At 37.0% G+C, this 14,599-nt stretch carries 12 protein-coding genes and 3 tRNA genes; 8 read left to right on the forward strand and 7 right to left on the reverse strand.

Annotated features, from left to right (window positions below; genetic code table 11):
• Nucleotides 1-106: 106 nt before the first annotated feature.
• Nucleotides 107-180 (reverse strand) — tRNA-Pro (locus FLB_RS12930).
• 123 nt (nucleotides 181-303) lie between these two features.
• Between FLB_RS12930 and FLB_RS12935 the strand changes: the two genes are divergently transcribed.
• Together FLB_RS12935 and FLB_RS12940 are read left to right on the forward strand one after the other, a co-directional pair.
• Nucleotides 304-744, forward strand: a complete 441-nt coding sequence (locus tag FLB_RS12935; protein ID WP_064716376.1) for a hypothetical protein — start codon at nucleotides 304-306, stop codon at nucleotides 742-744.
• Between the two features lie 9 nt (nucleotides 745-753).
• On the forward strand, nucleotides 754-1,191 hold the full coding sequence (locus FLB_RS12940; RefSeq protein ID WP_064716377.1) for a VOC family protein: 438 nt from the start codon (nucleotides 754-756) through the stop codon (nucleotides 1,189-1,191).
• 76 nt (nucleotides 1,192-1,267) lie between these two features.
• On the opposite strand, the gene FLB_RS12945 is transcribed toward FLB_RS12940, so the two are convergent.
• Complete coding sequence (locus FLB_RS12945; protein ID WP_064716378.1) at nucleotides 1,268-2,782, reverse strand: GH3 auxin-responsive promoter family protein; 1,515 nt, start codon at nucleotides 2,780-2,782, stop codon at nucleotides 1,268-1,270.
• Between the two features lie 185 nt (nucleotides 2,783-2,967).
• On the opposite strand from FLB_RS12945, the gene FLB_RS12950 reads away from it, so the two are divergent.
• Entirely contained in the window at nucleotides 2,968-3,765 is a 798-nt protein-coding gene (locus FLB_RS12950; RefSeq protein ID WP_064716379.1) for a DUF2797 domain-containing protein, read from the forward strand.
• Between the two features lie 225 nt (nucleotides 3,766-3,990).
• Here FLB_RS12950 and sppA read toward each other — a convergent pair whose 3' ends face one another.
• Nucleotides 3,991-5,751 carry a signal peptide peptidase SppA gene (gene sppA, locus FLB_RS12955; RefSeq protein WP_064716380.1) on the reverse strand — a complete coding sequence of 587 codons (1,761 nt, stop codon included), beginning with the start codon at nucleotides 5,749-5,751 and terminating at the stop codon, nucleotides 3,991-3,993.
• Between the two features lie 312 nt (nucleotides 5,752-6,063).
• On the opposite strand from sppA, the gene folK reads away from it, so the two are divergent.
• Nucleotides 6,064-7,197 carry a 2-amino-4-hydroxy-6-hydroxymethyldihydropteridine diphosphokinase gene (gene folK, locus FLB_RS12960; protein ID WP_064716381.1) on the forward strand — a complete coding sequence of 378 codons (1,134 nt, stop codon included), beginning with the start codon at nucleotides 6,064-6,066 and terminating at the stop codon, nucleotides 7,195-7,197.
• Between the two features lie 170 nt (nucleotides 7,198-7,367).
• Here folK and FLB_RS12965 read toward each other — a convergent pair whose 3' ends face one another.
• The 3 genes from FLB_RS12965 to FLB_RS12975 all read right to left on the reverse strand — a co-directional run bounded on the left by FLB_RS12965 (nucleotide 7,368) and on the right by FLB_RS12975 (nucleotide 10,661).
• Nucleotides 7,368-9,527 carry a T9SS type B sorting domain-containing protein gene (locus FLB_RS12965; protein ID WP_082923294.1) on the reverse strand — a complete coding sequence of 720 codons (2,160 nt, stop codon included), beginning with the start codon at nucleotides 9,525-9,527 and terminating at the stop codon, nucleotides 7,368-7,370.
• A 95-nt stretch (nucleotides 9,528-9,622) separates the two neighbouring features.
• Nucleotides 9,623-10,153 carry an RNA methyltransferase gene (locus tag FLB_RS12970; RefSeq protein ID WP_064716382.1) on the reverse strand — a complete coding sequence of 177 codons (531 nt, stop codon included), beginning with the start codon at nucleotides 10,151-10,153 and terminating at the stop codon, nucleotides 9,623-9,625.
• A gap of 67 nt (nucleotides 10,154-10,220) precedes the next feature.
• Nucleotides 10,221-10,661 carry a DUF1573 domain-containing protein gene (locus tag FLB_RS12975; protein WP_064716383.1) on the reverse strand — a complete coding sequence of 147 codons (441 nt, stop codon included), beginning with the start codon at nucleotides 10,659-10,661 and terminating at the stop codon, nucleotides 10,221-10,223.
• A 150-nt stretch (nucleotides 10,662-10,811) separates the two neighbouring features.
• On the opposite strand from FLB_RS12975, the gene mutS reads away from it, so the two are divergent.
• The 4 genes from mutS (at nucleotide 10,812) to FLB_RS12995 (ending at nucleotide 14,197) form a co-directional block, all read left to right on the forward strand.
• Nucleotides 10,812-13,418, forward strand: coding sequence for a DNA mismatch repair protein MutS (gene mutS, locus FLB_RS12980; RefSeq protein ID WP_064716384.1), 2,607 nt, complete (start codon nucleotides 10,812-10,814; stop codon nucleotides 13,416-13,418).
• A 143-nt stretch (nucleotides 13,419-13,561) separates the two neighbouring features.
• Nucleotides 13,562-13,634: transfer RNA gene (locus FLB_RS12985), tRNA-Gly, on the forward strand.
• Between the two features lie 15 nt (nucleotides 13,635-13,649).
• Nucleotides 13,650-13,735, forward strand: a tRNA-Leu gene (locus FLB_RS12990).
• A 114-nt stretch (nucleotides 13,736-13,849) separates the two neighbouring features.
• Entirely contained in the window at nucleotides 13,850-14,197 is a 348-nt protein-coding gene (locus FLB_RS12995) for a DUF1508 domain-containing protein (RefSeq protein ID WP_064716385.1), read from the forward strand.
• Between the two features lie 114 nt (nucleotides 14,198-14,311).
• On the opposite strand, the gene FLB_RS13000 is transcribed toward FLB_RS12995, so the two are convergent.
• Nucleotides 14,312-14,521 carry a hypothetical protein gene (locus tag FLB_RS13000; RefSeq protein WP_064716386.1) on the reverse strand — a complete coding sequence of 70 codons (210 nt, stop codon included), beginning with the start codon at nucleotides 14,519-14,521 and terminating at the stop codon, nucleotides 14,312-14,314.
• Nucleotides 14,522-14,599: the final 78 nt, after the last annotated feature.

The following is a 14,599-nucleotide window of genomic DNA, read 5'->3' on the forward strand; positions in this document are numbered from 1 at the left end:
CGATTTGACAAAAATGATAAAACTAGGTTATAGTAAGTTTTGATTTATTTGTAGAAAAACAAAATCCCATTTACACTTGGTAAAAGGGATTTTTGGTTTAAAGAAGTCGGGATGACTGGATTCGAACCAGCGACCCCTAGCACCCCATGCTAGTACGCTACCAGGCTGCGCTACATCCCGAGAGGTGCCGAAATTACTATCTATTGTAAAAAAATCAAAGGAAAAGTTATGTTTTTTTAATAGGGAGTTAATTTAAAAAGGTAACTTTATTGTTGTCAATCGGTTAGGGTAAATGATAAAACTATGGAAACATTACATTTTTCAATTTTGATTCAGGCACCAAAAGAAAAAATTTGGACCGTTTTATGGGATGATGCTACTTACAGACAATGGACGTCAGCATTTTGTGAAGGAACTTATGCTGTTAGTGATTGGGAACAGGGAAGTAAAATTCATTTTCTATCTCCCACTGGCGAAGGAATGAATAGCCTTATTCAAACAAAACAAGAATATGAGTTTATGGCTTTTAAGCATTTGGGAGAATTGAAAAATTTTCAGGAAATGCCTATAGATGAAGCGACTCAAGTATGGACGGGTGCTATGGAAACGTATCGATTAACAACAACACCTAATGGGGTTATGCTAGAAACAACAATGGATTGTTTAGCGCAATATCAGCAGTATTTTGAAGATACTTTTCCAAAAGGTTTAGCCATCTTAAAACAACTTTCAGAAACTAAATAGTATATAATTATGACAGCAATCAATCCTTATTTAATTTTTAATGGCAATTGTGAAGAAGCTTTTTTGTTATACCAATCTGTTTTTGGTGGCGAGTTTCCTTATGTGGGCAGGTACGGAGAAATGCCTGAAAGTGATGGAAATCCTTCTTTGTCTGAGGAAGACAGTAACAAAATTATGCACATTTCTTTACCTATAGGCGCTCATTCGGTTTTAATGGGAAGCGATAGTAATAGTGCTTCGGGTGCAGTTACTTTTGGGCAAAATATGTCGGTGTCTATCAATGCCTTGAGTCGTGAAGAAGCTGATAGGTTTTTTAATGGTTTATCTGAAAATGGTGTAATATCGATGCCTATGACCGATACTTTTTGGGGAGCGTATTTCGGAATGTGTACTGATAAATTTGGGGTAAATTGGATGGTTAATTTTGATGAAGTTAAGGAGGGATAAAAGAATAATTGATATTTATTGTACTTAAATTAAATGCCTAATTTTTTTAATGAAATTAGGCATTTTGGTACACATATTAATTTTGTAATTCCTTCAATTGCTCCAGATATTCTCGTTGGTTAGAAAGACGTGGAATTTTGTTTTGCCCGCCCACTTTATTGCGTTGTTTCAGCCAGTCATAAAACAGATTTTCTCTTGCTACATTAATGACCAAAGGGTTTAAGGTCATGTTGTTGTAGCGTTTGGCTTCGTAATCAGAATTTAAAGATTGTAACGTATTGTCTAACACTTGGTGAAAATGCATCAAGTCTTGTGGTGGAGTTTTGAATTCAATCATCCATTCGTGTGCTCCTTTTTGCTTGCCTTCCATAAAAATAGGTGCCACCGTATAATCTACAATTTCAGCTTGAGTCGCTTTGCAGGCTTTTGCCAAGGCTTGATCCGTATTTTCGACCATTAACTCTTCGCCAAAAACATTAATGTGATGTCTAGTTCTTCCAGTTACCCTTATTCGGTAGGGGTTTAGTGAAGTAAAACGAACAGTGTCGCCAATCAAATAACGCCATAATCCGCCATTAGTAGTGATAACCATGGCATAATTTTTAAATAATTCCACATCGGCCAAACGCACTACTTTTTGGTTGGAAGTACCGTAAGTATCCATCGGAATAAATTCATAAAAAATACCATAATCCAACATCAACAACAAATCGCTTGAATAATTTAAGTCTTGAATAGCAAAAAAGCCTTCGGAAGCATTGTATATTTCGTAATACTTGAAATTGTTTTTGGGCAAAATCTTATGGTATTGTTCGCGATACGGATCAAAACTCACGCCACCATGAAAATACACTTCTAGATTAGGCCATAATTCTACTAAATTGTTTTTCCCTGTTTCTTCTAAAATTTTATTCATCAAAACCAACATCCACGAAGGCACACCTGCAAAACTAGTTACATTCTCATTAACAGTTTCTTTGATGATGGCATTCATTTTAGATTCCCATTCGCTCATCAATGAAATTTTGTTACTTGGTGTACTACTAAATTCGGCCCAAATTGGCATATTTTCTATCAAAATCGCTGATAAATCGCCAAAGAAAGTATTGTTATTTTCATAAATTTGAGAACTTCCGCCTAAGCGAAGACTTTTTCCTAAAAACAGCTCCGAATCCTCATTATTGTTGAGGTACAAGCATAATAAATCCTTACTGCCTTTGTAATGGCAATCTTCTAGCGCTTCTGTACTTACTGGGATAAATTTACTTTTAGCATTAGTCGTTCCGCTCGATTTAGCAAACCATTTTATGGGAGTCTCCCAAAGCACATTTTGTTCGCCTTGACGTGTTCTTTCTATCATTGGTTCCAAATCCTCATAACTCGAAATCGGAATACGTTCCGCAAATTGGGCATATGATTTTATGGAACTGTACTCATATTGCTTTCCCAACAATGTGTTTTCAGAAGAGCGAAGCAAATTCATTAGCAGTTCTTCTTGAACTTCGTTGGGGTACTTCAAAAACAATTCAATTTGATGAATGCGTTGCTTTAAAAACCAAGAAGCGATGGAGTTGATAATGGATAAAGGCATGAAAATATATTGTTTTAGAAATTAGATCGCGGTAATTTGATTTGAAAATATCGATTCAAATACTAACTTTGCGGTAATCCCAAAAATAGTGTTTTTTATAAAAATTAGCTCATTAGTTGTTAAATATTCTGATACAAAAACATGTTAATTGGGAGTAAAATCTTAATCTAAATCAACCATCCCAAATGATATACGAAGGAGTACTCTCTAAAATGCCAACCGAAATAGGAAATCCCATTCAATATTATTTGGTTTTTGAATCGAGTTTTTTAAACATGAACCAGCTATTGAATAAAGAAATTAGTATTCAATTTCAAGGGTATCAATGTTTGAATTGCGGAAAAAAGAAAAAAATTTTTAGACAAGGATTTTGTTACGACTGTTTTTATTCCAGTCCAGCAGTAGGCGATTGGATTATGAAACCCGAGTTAAGTACCGCACATTTAGGCATAGAAGACAGAGATTTAGCTTACGAACAAAAGGTGCAGTTACAACCTCATATCGTTTATTTGGCTTTGTCAAGTGAAGTCAAAGTGGGTGTCACGCGCAAAACCCAAATGCCCACCCGCTGGATTGATCAAGGCGCTGAAGAAGCCATCGTCATCGTGGAGGTTCCCAATCGATATTTAGCAGGAATTACAGAGGTCGCGCTAAAAAATCATTTTGCAGACAAAACCAACTGGCGAAAAATGCTGACCAATACTTATGACGCCGTAGATTTGGTTCAAGAAAAGGCAAAAGTACAGGCTTGGCTTCCCGATGAAGTTCAAGAATATTTTAGTTTAGAAAAAAACGAAAAGACGGCTATGCATTATCCAGTTGTAGTTTATCCCACCAAAGTGAACAGTTTGAATTTAGACAAAACACCATTTTATCAAGGCCAACTCGTGGGTATAAAAGGGCAGTATTTATTGTTTGCAGACGGAACCGTTTTTAACGTTCGCAGTTACGAAGGCTATATTGTTCGGATAGAAATGCAGTAAAAAAAATGCAGCTTATTTAGAGCAGCATGAATAGGCATTCTTGCCAGCATCGTCCCGCTCTCCGTTATATCTTTGCCTTTTTAAAGAAAAAAGGCAAAGGATGCCACTACGATCGGGGCTAAAAAACAACATTTGTAATTTTTGTAACCAACTAAAATACTCATTCTAAAACAAAAAATCCGTTTAAGGCATACTTAAACGGATTGATTTATATCTTTTATTTTTTTATTGAATAGTAATTTCAAAAGGCATCAGAGCTTGAATTCCTTTGCGATTTTGAAAGCGTTTTACGTCTTGCAATAGTCGGTAATTTTCTTCGCCAATTTCTTCTTTTATAAAAGTAGCTTTTGATTTTGCAAATGGGAAGTTAGCAAACATGTCTTCAAAATTTTTCTCGAACTCAGGATAGTTTAAAGTGCTGTAAGATTTGATTTTAGCCAAACGTGCTGCTTCCGCTAAAGCTTCTTTTAAGCCTCCAATCTTATCTACCAGTCCAATTTTTACCGCTTCTGATCCTGTCCAAACACGGCCTTGTCCTATGGCGTCTACTTGTGCCGGAGTCATTTTTCGGCCTTGCGCAACATGCCCTATAAACGTATTGTAGATTTGTTCCACTCCTTCCAAAGTCACCGCTTTGAATTTTTCATCCATTGGTACAAACGGACTATAGTTCGAGGCGTTTTCGTGTGTTCTTACTTGTTCTGAATTGATACCATATCGATTGGCAGCTACTGAAAAATTTGGTAACGCTCCAAACACACCAATCGAACCTGTAATCGTATTTTTTTCGGCAAAAATAGTATTGGCGTTGCATGCAATATAATACCCACCCGAAGCGGCATAATTACCCATCGATACAACGACAGGTTTTACTTTTTTGGTCAATTCTATTTCTCTCCAAATTAAGTCAGAAGTTAAGGCATTTCCACCAGGACTGTTAATTCGCAACACGATTGCCTTTACATCTTCGTTTTTTCTAGCCTCTTGAAGTGAACGACGCATAGATCCTTCTCCAATTTCGTTTACATCTCCTTCGCCACTTCCAATTTCGCCTTGAGCATAAATAATCGCAATAGCGTCATTAGTATCCGTGTTGATAGATGTGGTGTTTGTTTTTTGTGTATAATCTTCTATCGAAACGCTATTGTAATCTTCGTCTTTGGCTACTTTCAACGCTTTTCTTATGGCATCGTGGTAGACATCTTCATAGGCAATGACATCGATTAATTTTTGTGCTTTGGCCATTTCGGGAGTTCTTGCCAAAAGACCATTGGCGATTTCATTCAGTTTAGCCACAGAAATGTTTCTGCTTTTTGAAATATCGGTAACAATACTTTCCCAAATAGAGTTCAATAAAGCTGTGGTTTGTTCTCTATTAGCGTCGCTCATTTTGTTTTCTAGGAAAGGTTCCACGGCGCTTTTGTACTTTCCGTGACGAATAACTTCCATTTTTAATCCTGATTTTTCTTGAAAGTCTTTAAAAAACATTACTTCGGTAGATAAACCCTTAAAGTCTAATTCGCCAATCGGATTCAGATACAGGGTGTTGGCTACAGAGTTCAAATAGTATTCTTTTTGAGAATAGCTATTAGAATACGAAAGGATAAATTTTCCTGATTTTTTGAAATGTTCCAAGGCATCTCTCAATTCTTTACTTTGTGCCATTCCTAAACCAGAATTGGTGTTCAAAATAGAAATTCCTTTGATGTCAACATCTGTTTCTGCAACTTCAATGGCATTGATTACATCGGTTAAACCAATTTTTTTACGCTCAGAAAAGGCTGTTATCCATGGATCGGTGTATTTACCTGCATAATCATCGGCGATACTTTCTAAATTCAATTCAATAACAGAATTGTTTTTTACTTCAACTGTATCAGAATCTCCTCCGAAAATTACTCCTATCAGTATAATCCCAAAGAAAGAAAGCATTATAAAAACAAAAATACCTATAACGGTAGCTAAAATATTTCCTAAAAATCTCATAGTTAGTTATTTTTTATTAAGTAAGTCTACATTCTTTTTTAAATGTTACAAATGTAGCTGTATTTTTCATTTGACAAAGCAATCCGTTCACAAGGCATTCGCTTTTAAAATTTCCGACATACATAAAACGGATAAACACTAATTTATTTCAGTTTTTTGTTTGCTCTGCCTTTTCATGTCATGAACACTTAATAGCTATAAAAATAATGCCAATTTCTGCTATTCGTTGCTAATTTTTTAAAAGAGAATTCCCTGAATCCGCTATGCTATAAATAGTGAATCTAATTTTCTTTTCTTTACTTTGTATTTTATATGAAATCACAGCATCAAGTCATTTTATCACTAGGTAGTAATCAAGGCAGTCGCCTCGAAGTACTCCAACAATGCATTCAATTGTTGCATCAAGAAGTAGGAACGGTTATCAAGATTTCTACCGTTTACGAAACACCTGCTTGGGGCTTTGTGAGCGACTCTTTCTATAATTGTGCCTTATGGCTTCATACCTCTTTTTCTGCTGTAAAAGTATTGCAACAGGTTTTAAAAATTGAGAAACAATTAGGTCGTGTTCGAGTAGGCGATCAAGGCTATCAATCTCGAACAATAGATATCGATATCATTGCTTTTGATGACTTGGTGCTCGATACCGAAAAGCTCAACATACCACATCCGTTGCTACAGGAACGCAATTTTGTATTATTGCCACTTCGTGATATACAGTCGGATTGGATACACCCAACGCTAAAAAAATCAATCAATGAACTGATTTCCGAAACGACAGATACAAGTGTATGCCAAGCCGTAGCGACCATCCCTGCACCATTGAGCGGTATTCCTCTAGAAAAATTCAATTACATCGCCTTTGAAGGTAATATTGGAGCAGGAAAAACAACCTTGACTAGCAAAATTGCCGAAGATTTTAATGCCAAAACAGTATTGGAGCGTTTTGCGGACAATCCCTTTCTGCCAAAATTTTATAAAGATCAAAACCGCTACGCTTTTCCTCTCGAAATGTCTTTTCTTGCCGACAGGTACCAACAGTTGTCCGATGATTTGGCGCAGTTCGATTTGTTCAAAGATTTTATCGTAGCCGATTATCATATTTTCAAATCGCTAATTTTTGCCAAAATCACTTTGGCAGAAGACGAGTACCGTTTGTATCACACCCTTTTTTCCATCATTTATAAAGAAATGCCCAAACCCGATTTGTATGTGTATTTGTATCAAAACACCCAGCGTTTATTGCAAAATATTAAAAAACGCGGTAGAGGCTATGAGCAAAACATCGAAGCAGACTACTTGGATAAAATCAACACTGGTTATCTAGATTACATCAAATCACAGCAAGATTTGAATGTACTCATCATCGATGTTTCAGATCTTGACTTTGTCAAAAACCAATCCGATTATCTATACGTTCTGCACGAAATTCAAAAGAAAATCCAATAAAGTAGATTTTACATTTTTTTTTTTGGAGCGGATGAAAAGGCTTTTTTTGGCAACAGGGTTTCCCGCTTTTCGTTACAATCTTATGTCCCGAACCCCGGGTCATAAGGATTTCCACTACAATCGGGGCTAAAAGCTAGCATTTGGCTTCAAAGTAAGAGCATCAAAGAGTATTATCTTTTCAAAGAAAAATGACCTCTTTTTTCAATCCCAGAATCATCTAGTTTCAGTACATACCAGTAATCTGTAGAGGGCAAAGGATTTTGATTGAAACTGCCATCCCATGATACTTTTGAAGGAGATAATTCAATCAGTAATTTTCCGTATCGGTCAAAAATAGTGATTCTCGCTTCTGGGAAGGTTTCAAAATCTTTCACATACCATACATCATTGTAACCGTCATTATTTGGGGTAAAAAATTTTGGGGGAGCAATAACGATGAATTGTTCTTGATCCCAATTACAAAAACTACTATCTCGCACATAAGCCGTCTGAATTCCTGCGGGAACATTTATAAAAACATTCGAAGGTTGATAACTTATATTATCCAGAGAATATTCAAAATAAGGTGCTGTATTCGTTACTTCAATGGTTACCGTGGTTTCATTCACAACCACTGCTTTTATTTCAGGAACAATTTGCCGAATTACTGTAAAGTTTTTTCTACTCGTACAATTTTCAGGGGCAGGGCTAGTAATATCAACATAAAAATTACCCACATTATTCACCTGAATGGTTGCCGTAGTTGCTCCTGTCGACCACAAATAAGACATCCCGCTCAAGCCGGCATCAAGCGTTAAAGGATTCGATTGACAAATTATTTTTTCTTCATTCGTAACAGCTGGAAGTGGGTAAATTTTCACTTCTACAGGAACTCTAGTCCCGTTGGTACAATTCGTATTGACTGCTTCGGCATAGTAAGTGGTGCTCGCATTCAAAAATGGAGTGACATAGGTCGTTCCTGTTCCTAATTTAGTAGTACTCGTGGTATCGGCATACCAATGAATCGTTCCCGAGGACGGCGTTGCCGTTAGTGTTACTCCAGCGGGACCGCAATGACTTACAGGAGAGTTAGTTGATGTTATGGTTGGAATCAAATTGATGGTAGCAATAACGGCTGTTCTGTTGGAAGTACATCCTCCAGAGGTTGTTGATACATAATAAGTAGTAGTGGTGTTTATAGATGGAGTGGTAAAACTAGAGCCACTGCCAATTAAATTCCCGCCTGAGTTTTGATCGTACCAATTGATGGTTCCAATAGAAGCGGTGGCTTGTAGTATCAGACTTCCAGGGTCGCATTTTGTGGCTGGTGTAGTACTTAGAATCGATGGAATAGTTATCGAAGTACTGGCGGAAAGTTGTAAAACTGGATCGCCTGGCATGCCTCCATATTCCACAATAAATCCTTTGGGTTGGTAATCGCCACTAGGGGCGCCAGTATTGGACAAATCATTCCACGAACCCGCTATTCCTATTCCTGGTGCGGTAATGTGAGCGTAATCTTCATCACCGGATTGATTTGGTTCGCTAGTGTTCCAAAAAGCAAAATTAGGAGTGGTTCCGTTGGCGTTTCCATTCCAGAAAATTGTTCCGGCTTCTGGACCAGTTACCCATTTCCATACGCCCTCTGTTTCAGCATCACTTCCACCAATCCAGCCTGCTCCTGGGGCTTGTTTTCCTGCTAATTGTGCTTCGTCTGCAGCGGTCAGTGTGGCTAGGTAGCCTTTGAGTCCATAATAAGTTCGAAGTTCAGCGGCGGCTTTAGCGCTTGTCCAAGTAATTCCAACATTAGGAACGTATTCATAATAATGTCCATTCCTTGGCAAATAATTGGCTTGACCAATACTAATTGAAAAACTTCTACTGCCAGCTGCAGTTGCAGATGAGTTGTTGAATTGAACATCCTTGATGGCGTTAACAAAATCCGTGTAACTTACAGCAACTCCTGTTGGACTATTCAGTGTTAGTTTTCCTTCAGCAGCATTCCAACTACTTTTAATTGCAGGATGTGCAGACACATTACTTAAAAAAAGCACATCTTGCCCTAAACTATAACCTGAGGATATCTGAATATAAATGGCCTCTGTGCTAGTATCGTCTGGATCTGTGATGCTAATATTGGTTACAATGTTAATGTTGGTAAGAGGGCAATACGTTTGATTGCCTGTTGCGGTAAGCGTTGGGGCGATATTTGCAACGGTTTTTTTGATGCAGGCTGCTTTGGATAAAGTTCTTTTTTGTTTCTTTTCATTTGAAGGAATTGTAGAGTGTGCAAGCCCAAATTGAAAAAAACAAAAGACAAAAAGGAAAAGTAGTAATAAGTGTTGTTTCATTCTATAAAAATAAGATTATTTGCAAATGGTTGCTAATTGTACAAAAGAATTTAGCGCCTAATTTTATAGTTTTTAAAAAACAAACAATAAAGAAATCAATAGTGATATTGTTTGAATAAATCCCAAACCACAATGCCTGCACTTACCGAAATATTTAAAGAATGTTTGGTTCCTAATTGAGGAATTTCGATACAGCCATCACAAAGCGCTACGGCTTCTTGAGCTACGCCATGTACTTCATTACCAAAAACTAATGCATATTTTTTGGAAGGATCTATTTTGAAATTTTGTAAAAAAAAGGCGCTTTCCACTTGTTCAATGGCCAAAGTAATAACGTCGTCTTTTTTTAGAGCAGTTATGGCCTCCAAGACGTTTTCATAATGTTCCCAAGCGACAGTTTCTGTCGCTCCCAAAGCAGTTTTGTTAATCTCTTTGTTGGGAGGTGTAGCAGTAATTCCGCAAAGGATAATTTTTTCTACCAAAAAAGCATCAGCGGTTCTGAATACAGATCCAATATTGTGCAGACTCCTCACGTCATCAAGGACCAGAATTAAAGGTGTTTTTTTAGATTCTTTGAATCCCTCTACAGACTTTCTTTCGAGTTCACTATTCTCTAATTTTCTCATTGCAATGTCGATTTAATAAAAAAAGCCTCCTAATGGAAGGAAGCTTTTAATGAAATTTTGATATTTTTTAGCTTTTTACTTCGTCAGGTAAAACATTTCCTTTGATTGTCAAAATCTTTGTTGGTTGACCAGTCGCATTTGAAGTAATAGTAACTGTTTTAGTGAAGGCGCCCACTCTGTCAGTAGCATATTTTACACCTATAACACCTTTTGCACCTGGCATGATAGGTTCTTTTGGGCTACTTGGTACAGTACAACCACAAGATCCTTGAGCATTGGTAATGATCAAAGGAGCATTCCCGTTGTTGGTGAAAACAAATTCGCGTTTTCCGTCAGAATTATGCGCAATTGTTCCGTAATCAATAGTTTCGCTATCGAAAACCATACCTGCGCCATTAACTTTTGCTACTGTTGTTTTTGCCTTTTTGGCTTTTTTGGAAGTTTCTTGAGCTGTGGCAGAAGTTATTGCCAAGCCAAATACTACTAGTAAGGTAAATATTTTTTTCATATGATTTAATTTTAAATACTAGCAAATCTATACAAAAAATACAAATCAGCGCTTAAAATTCGCTTAAAATTTTAATTTTTGAACCCTTCATTATTCGCATTAAAATCTATAAATTCGCTGTCATATTTACAGTATTTAATTCCCACTAATTTGGCAGCAAAAGAAAAAGGCGTGAAAGAAACGCCATTGATGAAGCAATATAACGAAATAAAAAGAAAGTATCCTGATGCTTGTTTGTTGTTTCGAGTAGGTGATTTTTATGAAACGTTCGGGGATGATGCCATTCGTGCTTCCAAAATACTCGGAATTACTTTGACTAAAAGAGGTGCAGGATCTGAGACGGAGACGGCATTGGCGGGTTTTCCGCATCATTCTATCAATACCTATTTGCCTAAATTGGTCAAAGCGGGTCTTCGTGTCGCAATTTGCGATCAGCTAGAGGATCCCAAAATGACCAAAACGATTGTAAAACGTGGCGTGACCGAATTGGTGACTCCTGGGGTTTCTATGAACGATGAGGTGTTGCAATCCAAAACCAATAATTTTTTGGCTTCGGTATATTTTACCAATAAAAATATTGGAATTTCATTTTTGGATGTTTCTACAGGAGAATTTCTTACCGCACAAGGAAATGCAGAATACATCGATAAATTATTACAAAATTTCAACCCTAGTGAGGTTTTAGTGCCAAAAAACAACAAAAATACGTTCCGAGAAACTTTCGGAGACGATTACCATAGTTTTTACCTTGAAGATTGGATTTACAAAGAAGATTATGCGTTTGAAAGCTTAACGAAGCATTTTCAGACTACGTCTTTAAAAGGTTTTGGTGTCGAAGAATTGAAAGAAGGAATTGTGGCTTCAGGTGCTATTTTGTATTATTTATCCGAAACACAGCACAATAGAGTACAGCATATTACGGCCATACAACGAATTGCGGAAGATGCTTATGTTTGGATGGATCGTTTTACGATTCGTAATTTAGAGTTGTATCATAGTTATAATCCTAATGCTGTGACCTTGCTAGATGTAATTGATCGAACACTTTCGCCTATGGGCGGACGATTATTGAAGCGTTGGTTGGCTTTGCCTTTGAAGGATGCGTCCAAAATTCAGAGTCGTCATCAAGTAGTGGCGTATTTAAAAGAAAATCAAGAAGTTTTAAAACAAATACAATATCAAATCAAACAGATTTCTGATTTGGAGCGTTTGATTTCAAAAATCGCCGCAGGCAAAGTATCGCCTCGTGAAGTGGTGTATTTGAGAGAATCTTTAGATGCGATCTTGCCGATCAAAACAATCGCCTTGCAAAGTCCGCAAGAAGCTGTAAAAGTAATTGGTGATAGTTTGCATAGCTGTGATTTGCTTCGTGAGAAAATAAAAACGACCTTAAATCAAGATGCGCCAGTGGCTATCGCCAAAGGAAATGCGATTGCGGTTGGTGTACACTCAGAATTAGATGAGTTACGCGCGATTTCTACTTCTGGAAAAGAATTCTTAGAAGGAATTGAAAAAAGAGAATCGGAGCGAACGGGAATTTCTTCATTGAAAATTTCTTTTAATAATGTTTTTGGCTATTACATCGAAGTTCGAAATACACACAAGGACAAAGTACCGAGCGAATGGATTCGTAAACAAACCTTAGTGAATGCGGAGCGTTATATTACTGAAGAGCTAAAGGAATACGAAACCAAAATTTTAGGTGCCGAGGAAAAAATACATAAAATCGAAGGAGAGATTTTTGAGCAATTGGTTCAATGGATTTCAACTTATATTAAACCAGTTCAAATGAATGCCAATTTGGTAGCTCAGTTGGATTGTTTGTGTTCCTTTACTCAATTGGCAATCGAAAACCAATATGTTTGCCCTGAATTGGATGAAACCTTTGAGTTGGATATCAAAAACGGTCGTCATCCGGTAATTGAAAAACAATTGCCTGTTGGAGTGCCTTACATCGCCAATGATGTTTTCCTAGATAGAGATACCCAGCAGTTGATTATGATTACGGGACCCAATATGTCGGGTAAGTCGGCTATTTTGAGACAAACGGCTTTGATTGTGCTCTTGGCTCAAATGGGAAGTTTTGTTCCCGCAGATAGCGTAAGAATGGGGATTGTTGATAAAATCTTTACTAGGGTAGGAGCTTCAGATAATATTTCGATGGGCGAATCTACTTTTATGGTCGAAATGAATGAGACGGCTTCTATTTTGAATAATATTTCAGATCGAAGTTTGGTGCTTTTAGACGAGATCGGTCGAGGAACAAGTACCTATGATGGAATTTCTATTGCTTGGGCTATTGCTGAGTTTTTGCACGAGCATCCATCGCAACCCAAAACCCTTTTTGCTACGCATTATCATGAATTGAATGAAATGAGCGATTCATTGAAGCGCATACAGAATTATAATGTCGCTGTAAAAGAATTAAAAGATACCGTGCTTTTTATTCGAAAATTAGTCAAAGGAGGTTCTGCGCATAGTTTTGGGATTCACGTAGCTAAAATGGCTGGAATGCCGCAGTTGGTGATTTTGAAAGCACAGAAAATATTAAAGAAACTAGAAAAAGACCATTCAGGAGATGCTTTAAATGGAATCAAAGCCGCAAAAGATGAGATGCAAATGAGTTTTTTTAATCTAGATGACCCCTTGTTGGAGGAGATTAAAGAAGAAATTTTACAATTAGATATTAATTCGATAACGCCAATGGAGGCTTTGATGAAGCTGAATGAGATAAAACGAATGTTGAGCCGAAAATAATTGTAGTGTAAAGAATAGGTTATCAGAAAGTTATATTTTTATTGAATTTTTTTTCTAAAAAAGGCTTGTTTTATTGAATATTTGTGCTAAATTTGCCACCGCAATACGAAACAAGTACTGCAGTTCTTTTGAGAATTTGAAACGCGAAAATAGCTCAGTTGGTAGAGCGCGACCTTGCCAAGGTCGAGGTCGCGGGTTCGAGCCCCGTTTTTCGCTCAAACACCACATAATGCTCGGATGGTGAAATTGGTAGACACGCTGGACTTAAAATCCAGTGAACAGCAATGTTCGTGCGGGTTCAAGTCCCGCTCTGAGTACAAGAAAGCTTCAAACTATGTTTGGAGCTTTTTTTATTTATGACAAATCCTAACATTGGTCCACTGTGAGTGGATTATTTTGATTCTAAAATCTTTAACGTATAAATTAAGTGTATGGGTGCTTTTGTGGTAAGTAAACGGTTTAATGATACCTATAAGTTTGTTTTTACTTCGCGTAAAGGAAAGGTGATTTTTACCAGTCAAAGCTATGAATTGAAGTTTGAGGGCGAAGAAGATATAGTGTTGTTGAAGGCGTCTATTGATACGGCTGTTTTTGTAAAAGTAAAATCTGCCAAGGGGCAATATTTTTTCAAGCTTTTGTTGGGTGAGCGTCATTTGGCGACCAGTAGAAAATATACTACGGAGTTGCGATTGATAAAAGGAATTGAGGAGATAAAAAAGTATGCAGCGTTGGCTGAGATTTTGGATTTTTCTGAAAACACCTTTGTTTTTCCAGATTGATGCTTCAGTGTTAAAGAGAAAAAAAACAAAAGCTCAAGATGGTTTCTTGAGCTTTTTTAGGTACAAAAAAAAGCCATCACATGGATGGCTTGATTTTTTTCTGTAATTTAAAAATTACTTTTTAGCTGGAGCTTCAGTAGCTGGAGCAGCAGCAGAATCAACTACAGTAGCAGCAGAATCAACAGCTGGAGTTGCAGCAGAGTCAACAGCTACAGCAGCAGTGTCAGCAGTAGCTTCAGCTCCTTCAGCAGCAGCGTCAGCTTTTTTACAAGATACAACAGTTAATACAGCAACAGCAGCTAAACTTAAAAATACTTTTTTCATCTTAATTTTATTATAAAGGTTAATTATTAATTCGTGGCAAAGATATAAAAAAATTAATACGCAATATATTTTTTTGTA

It is taken from the genome of Flavobacterium succinicans (assembly GCF_001662485.1).
GTDB lineage: Bacteria > Bacteroidota > Bacteroidia > Flavobacteriales > Flavobacteriaceae > Flavobacterium > Flavobacterium succinicans_A.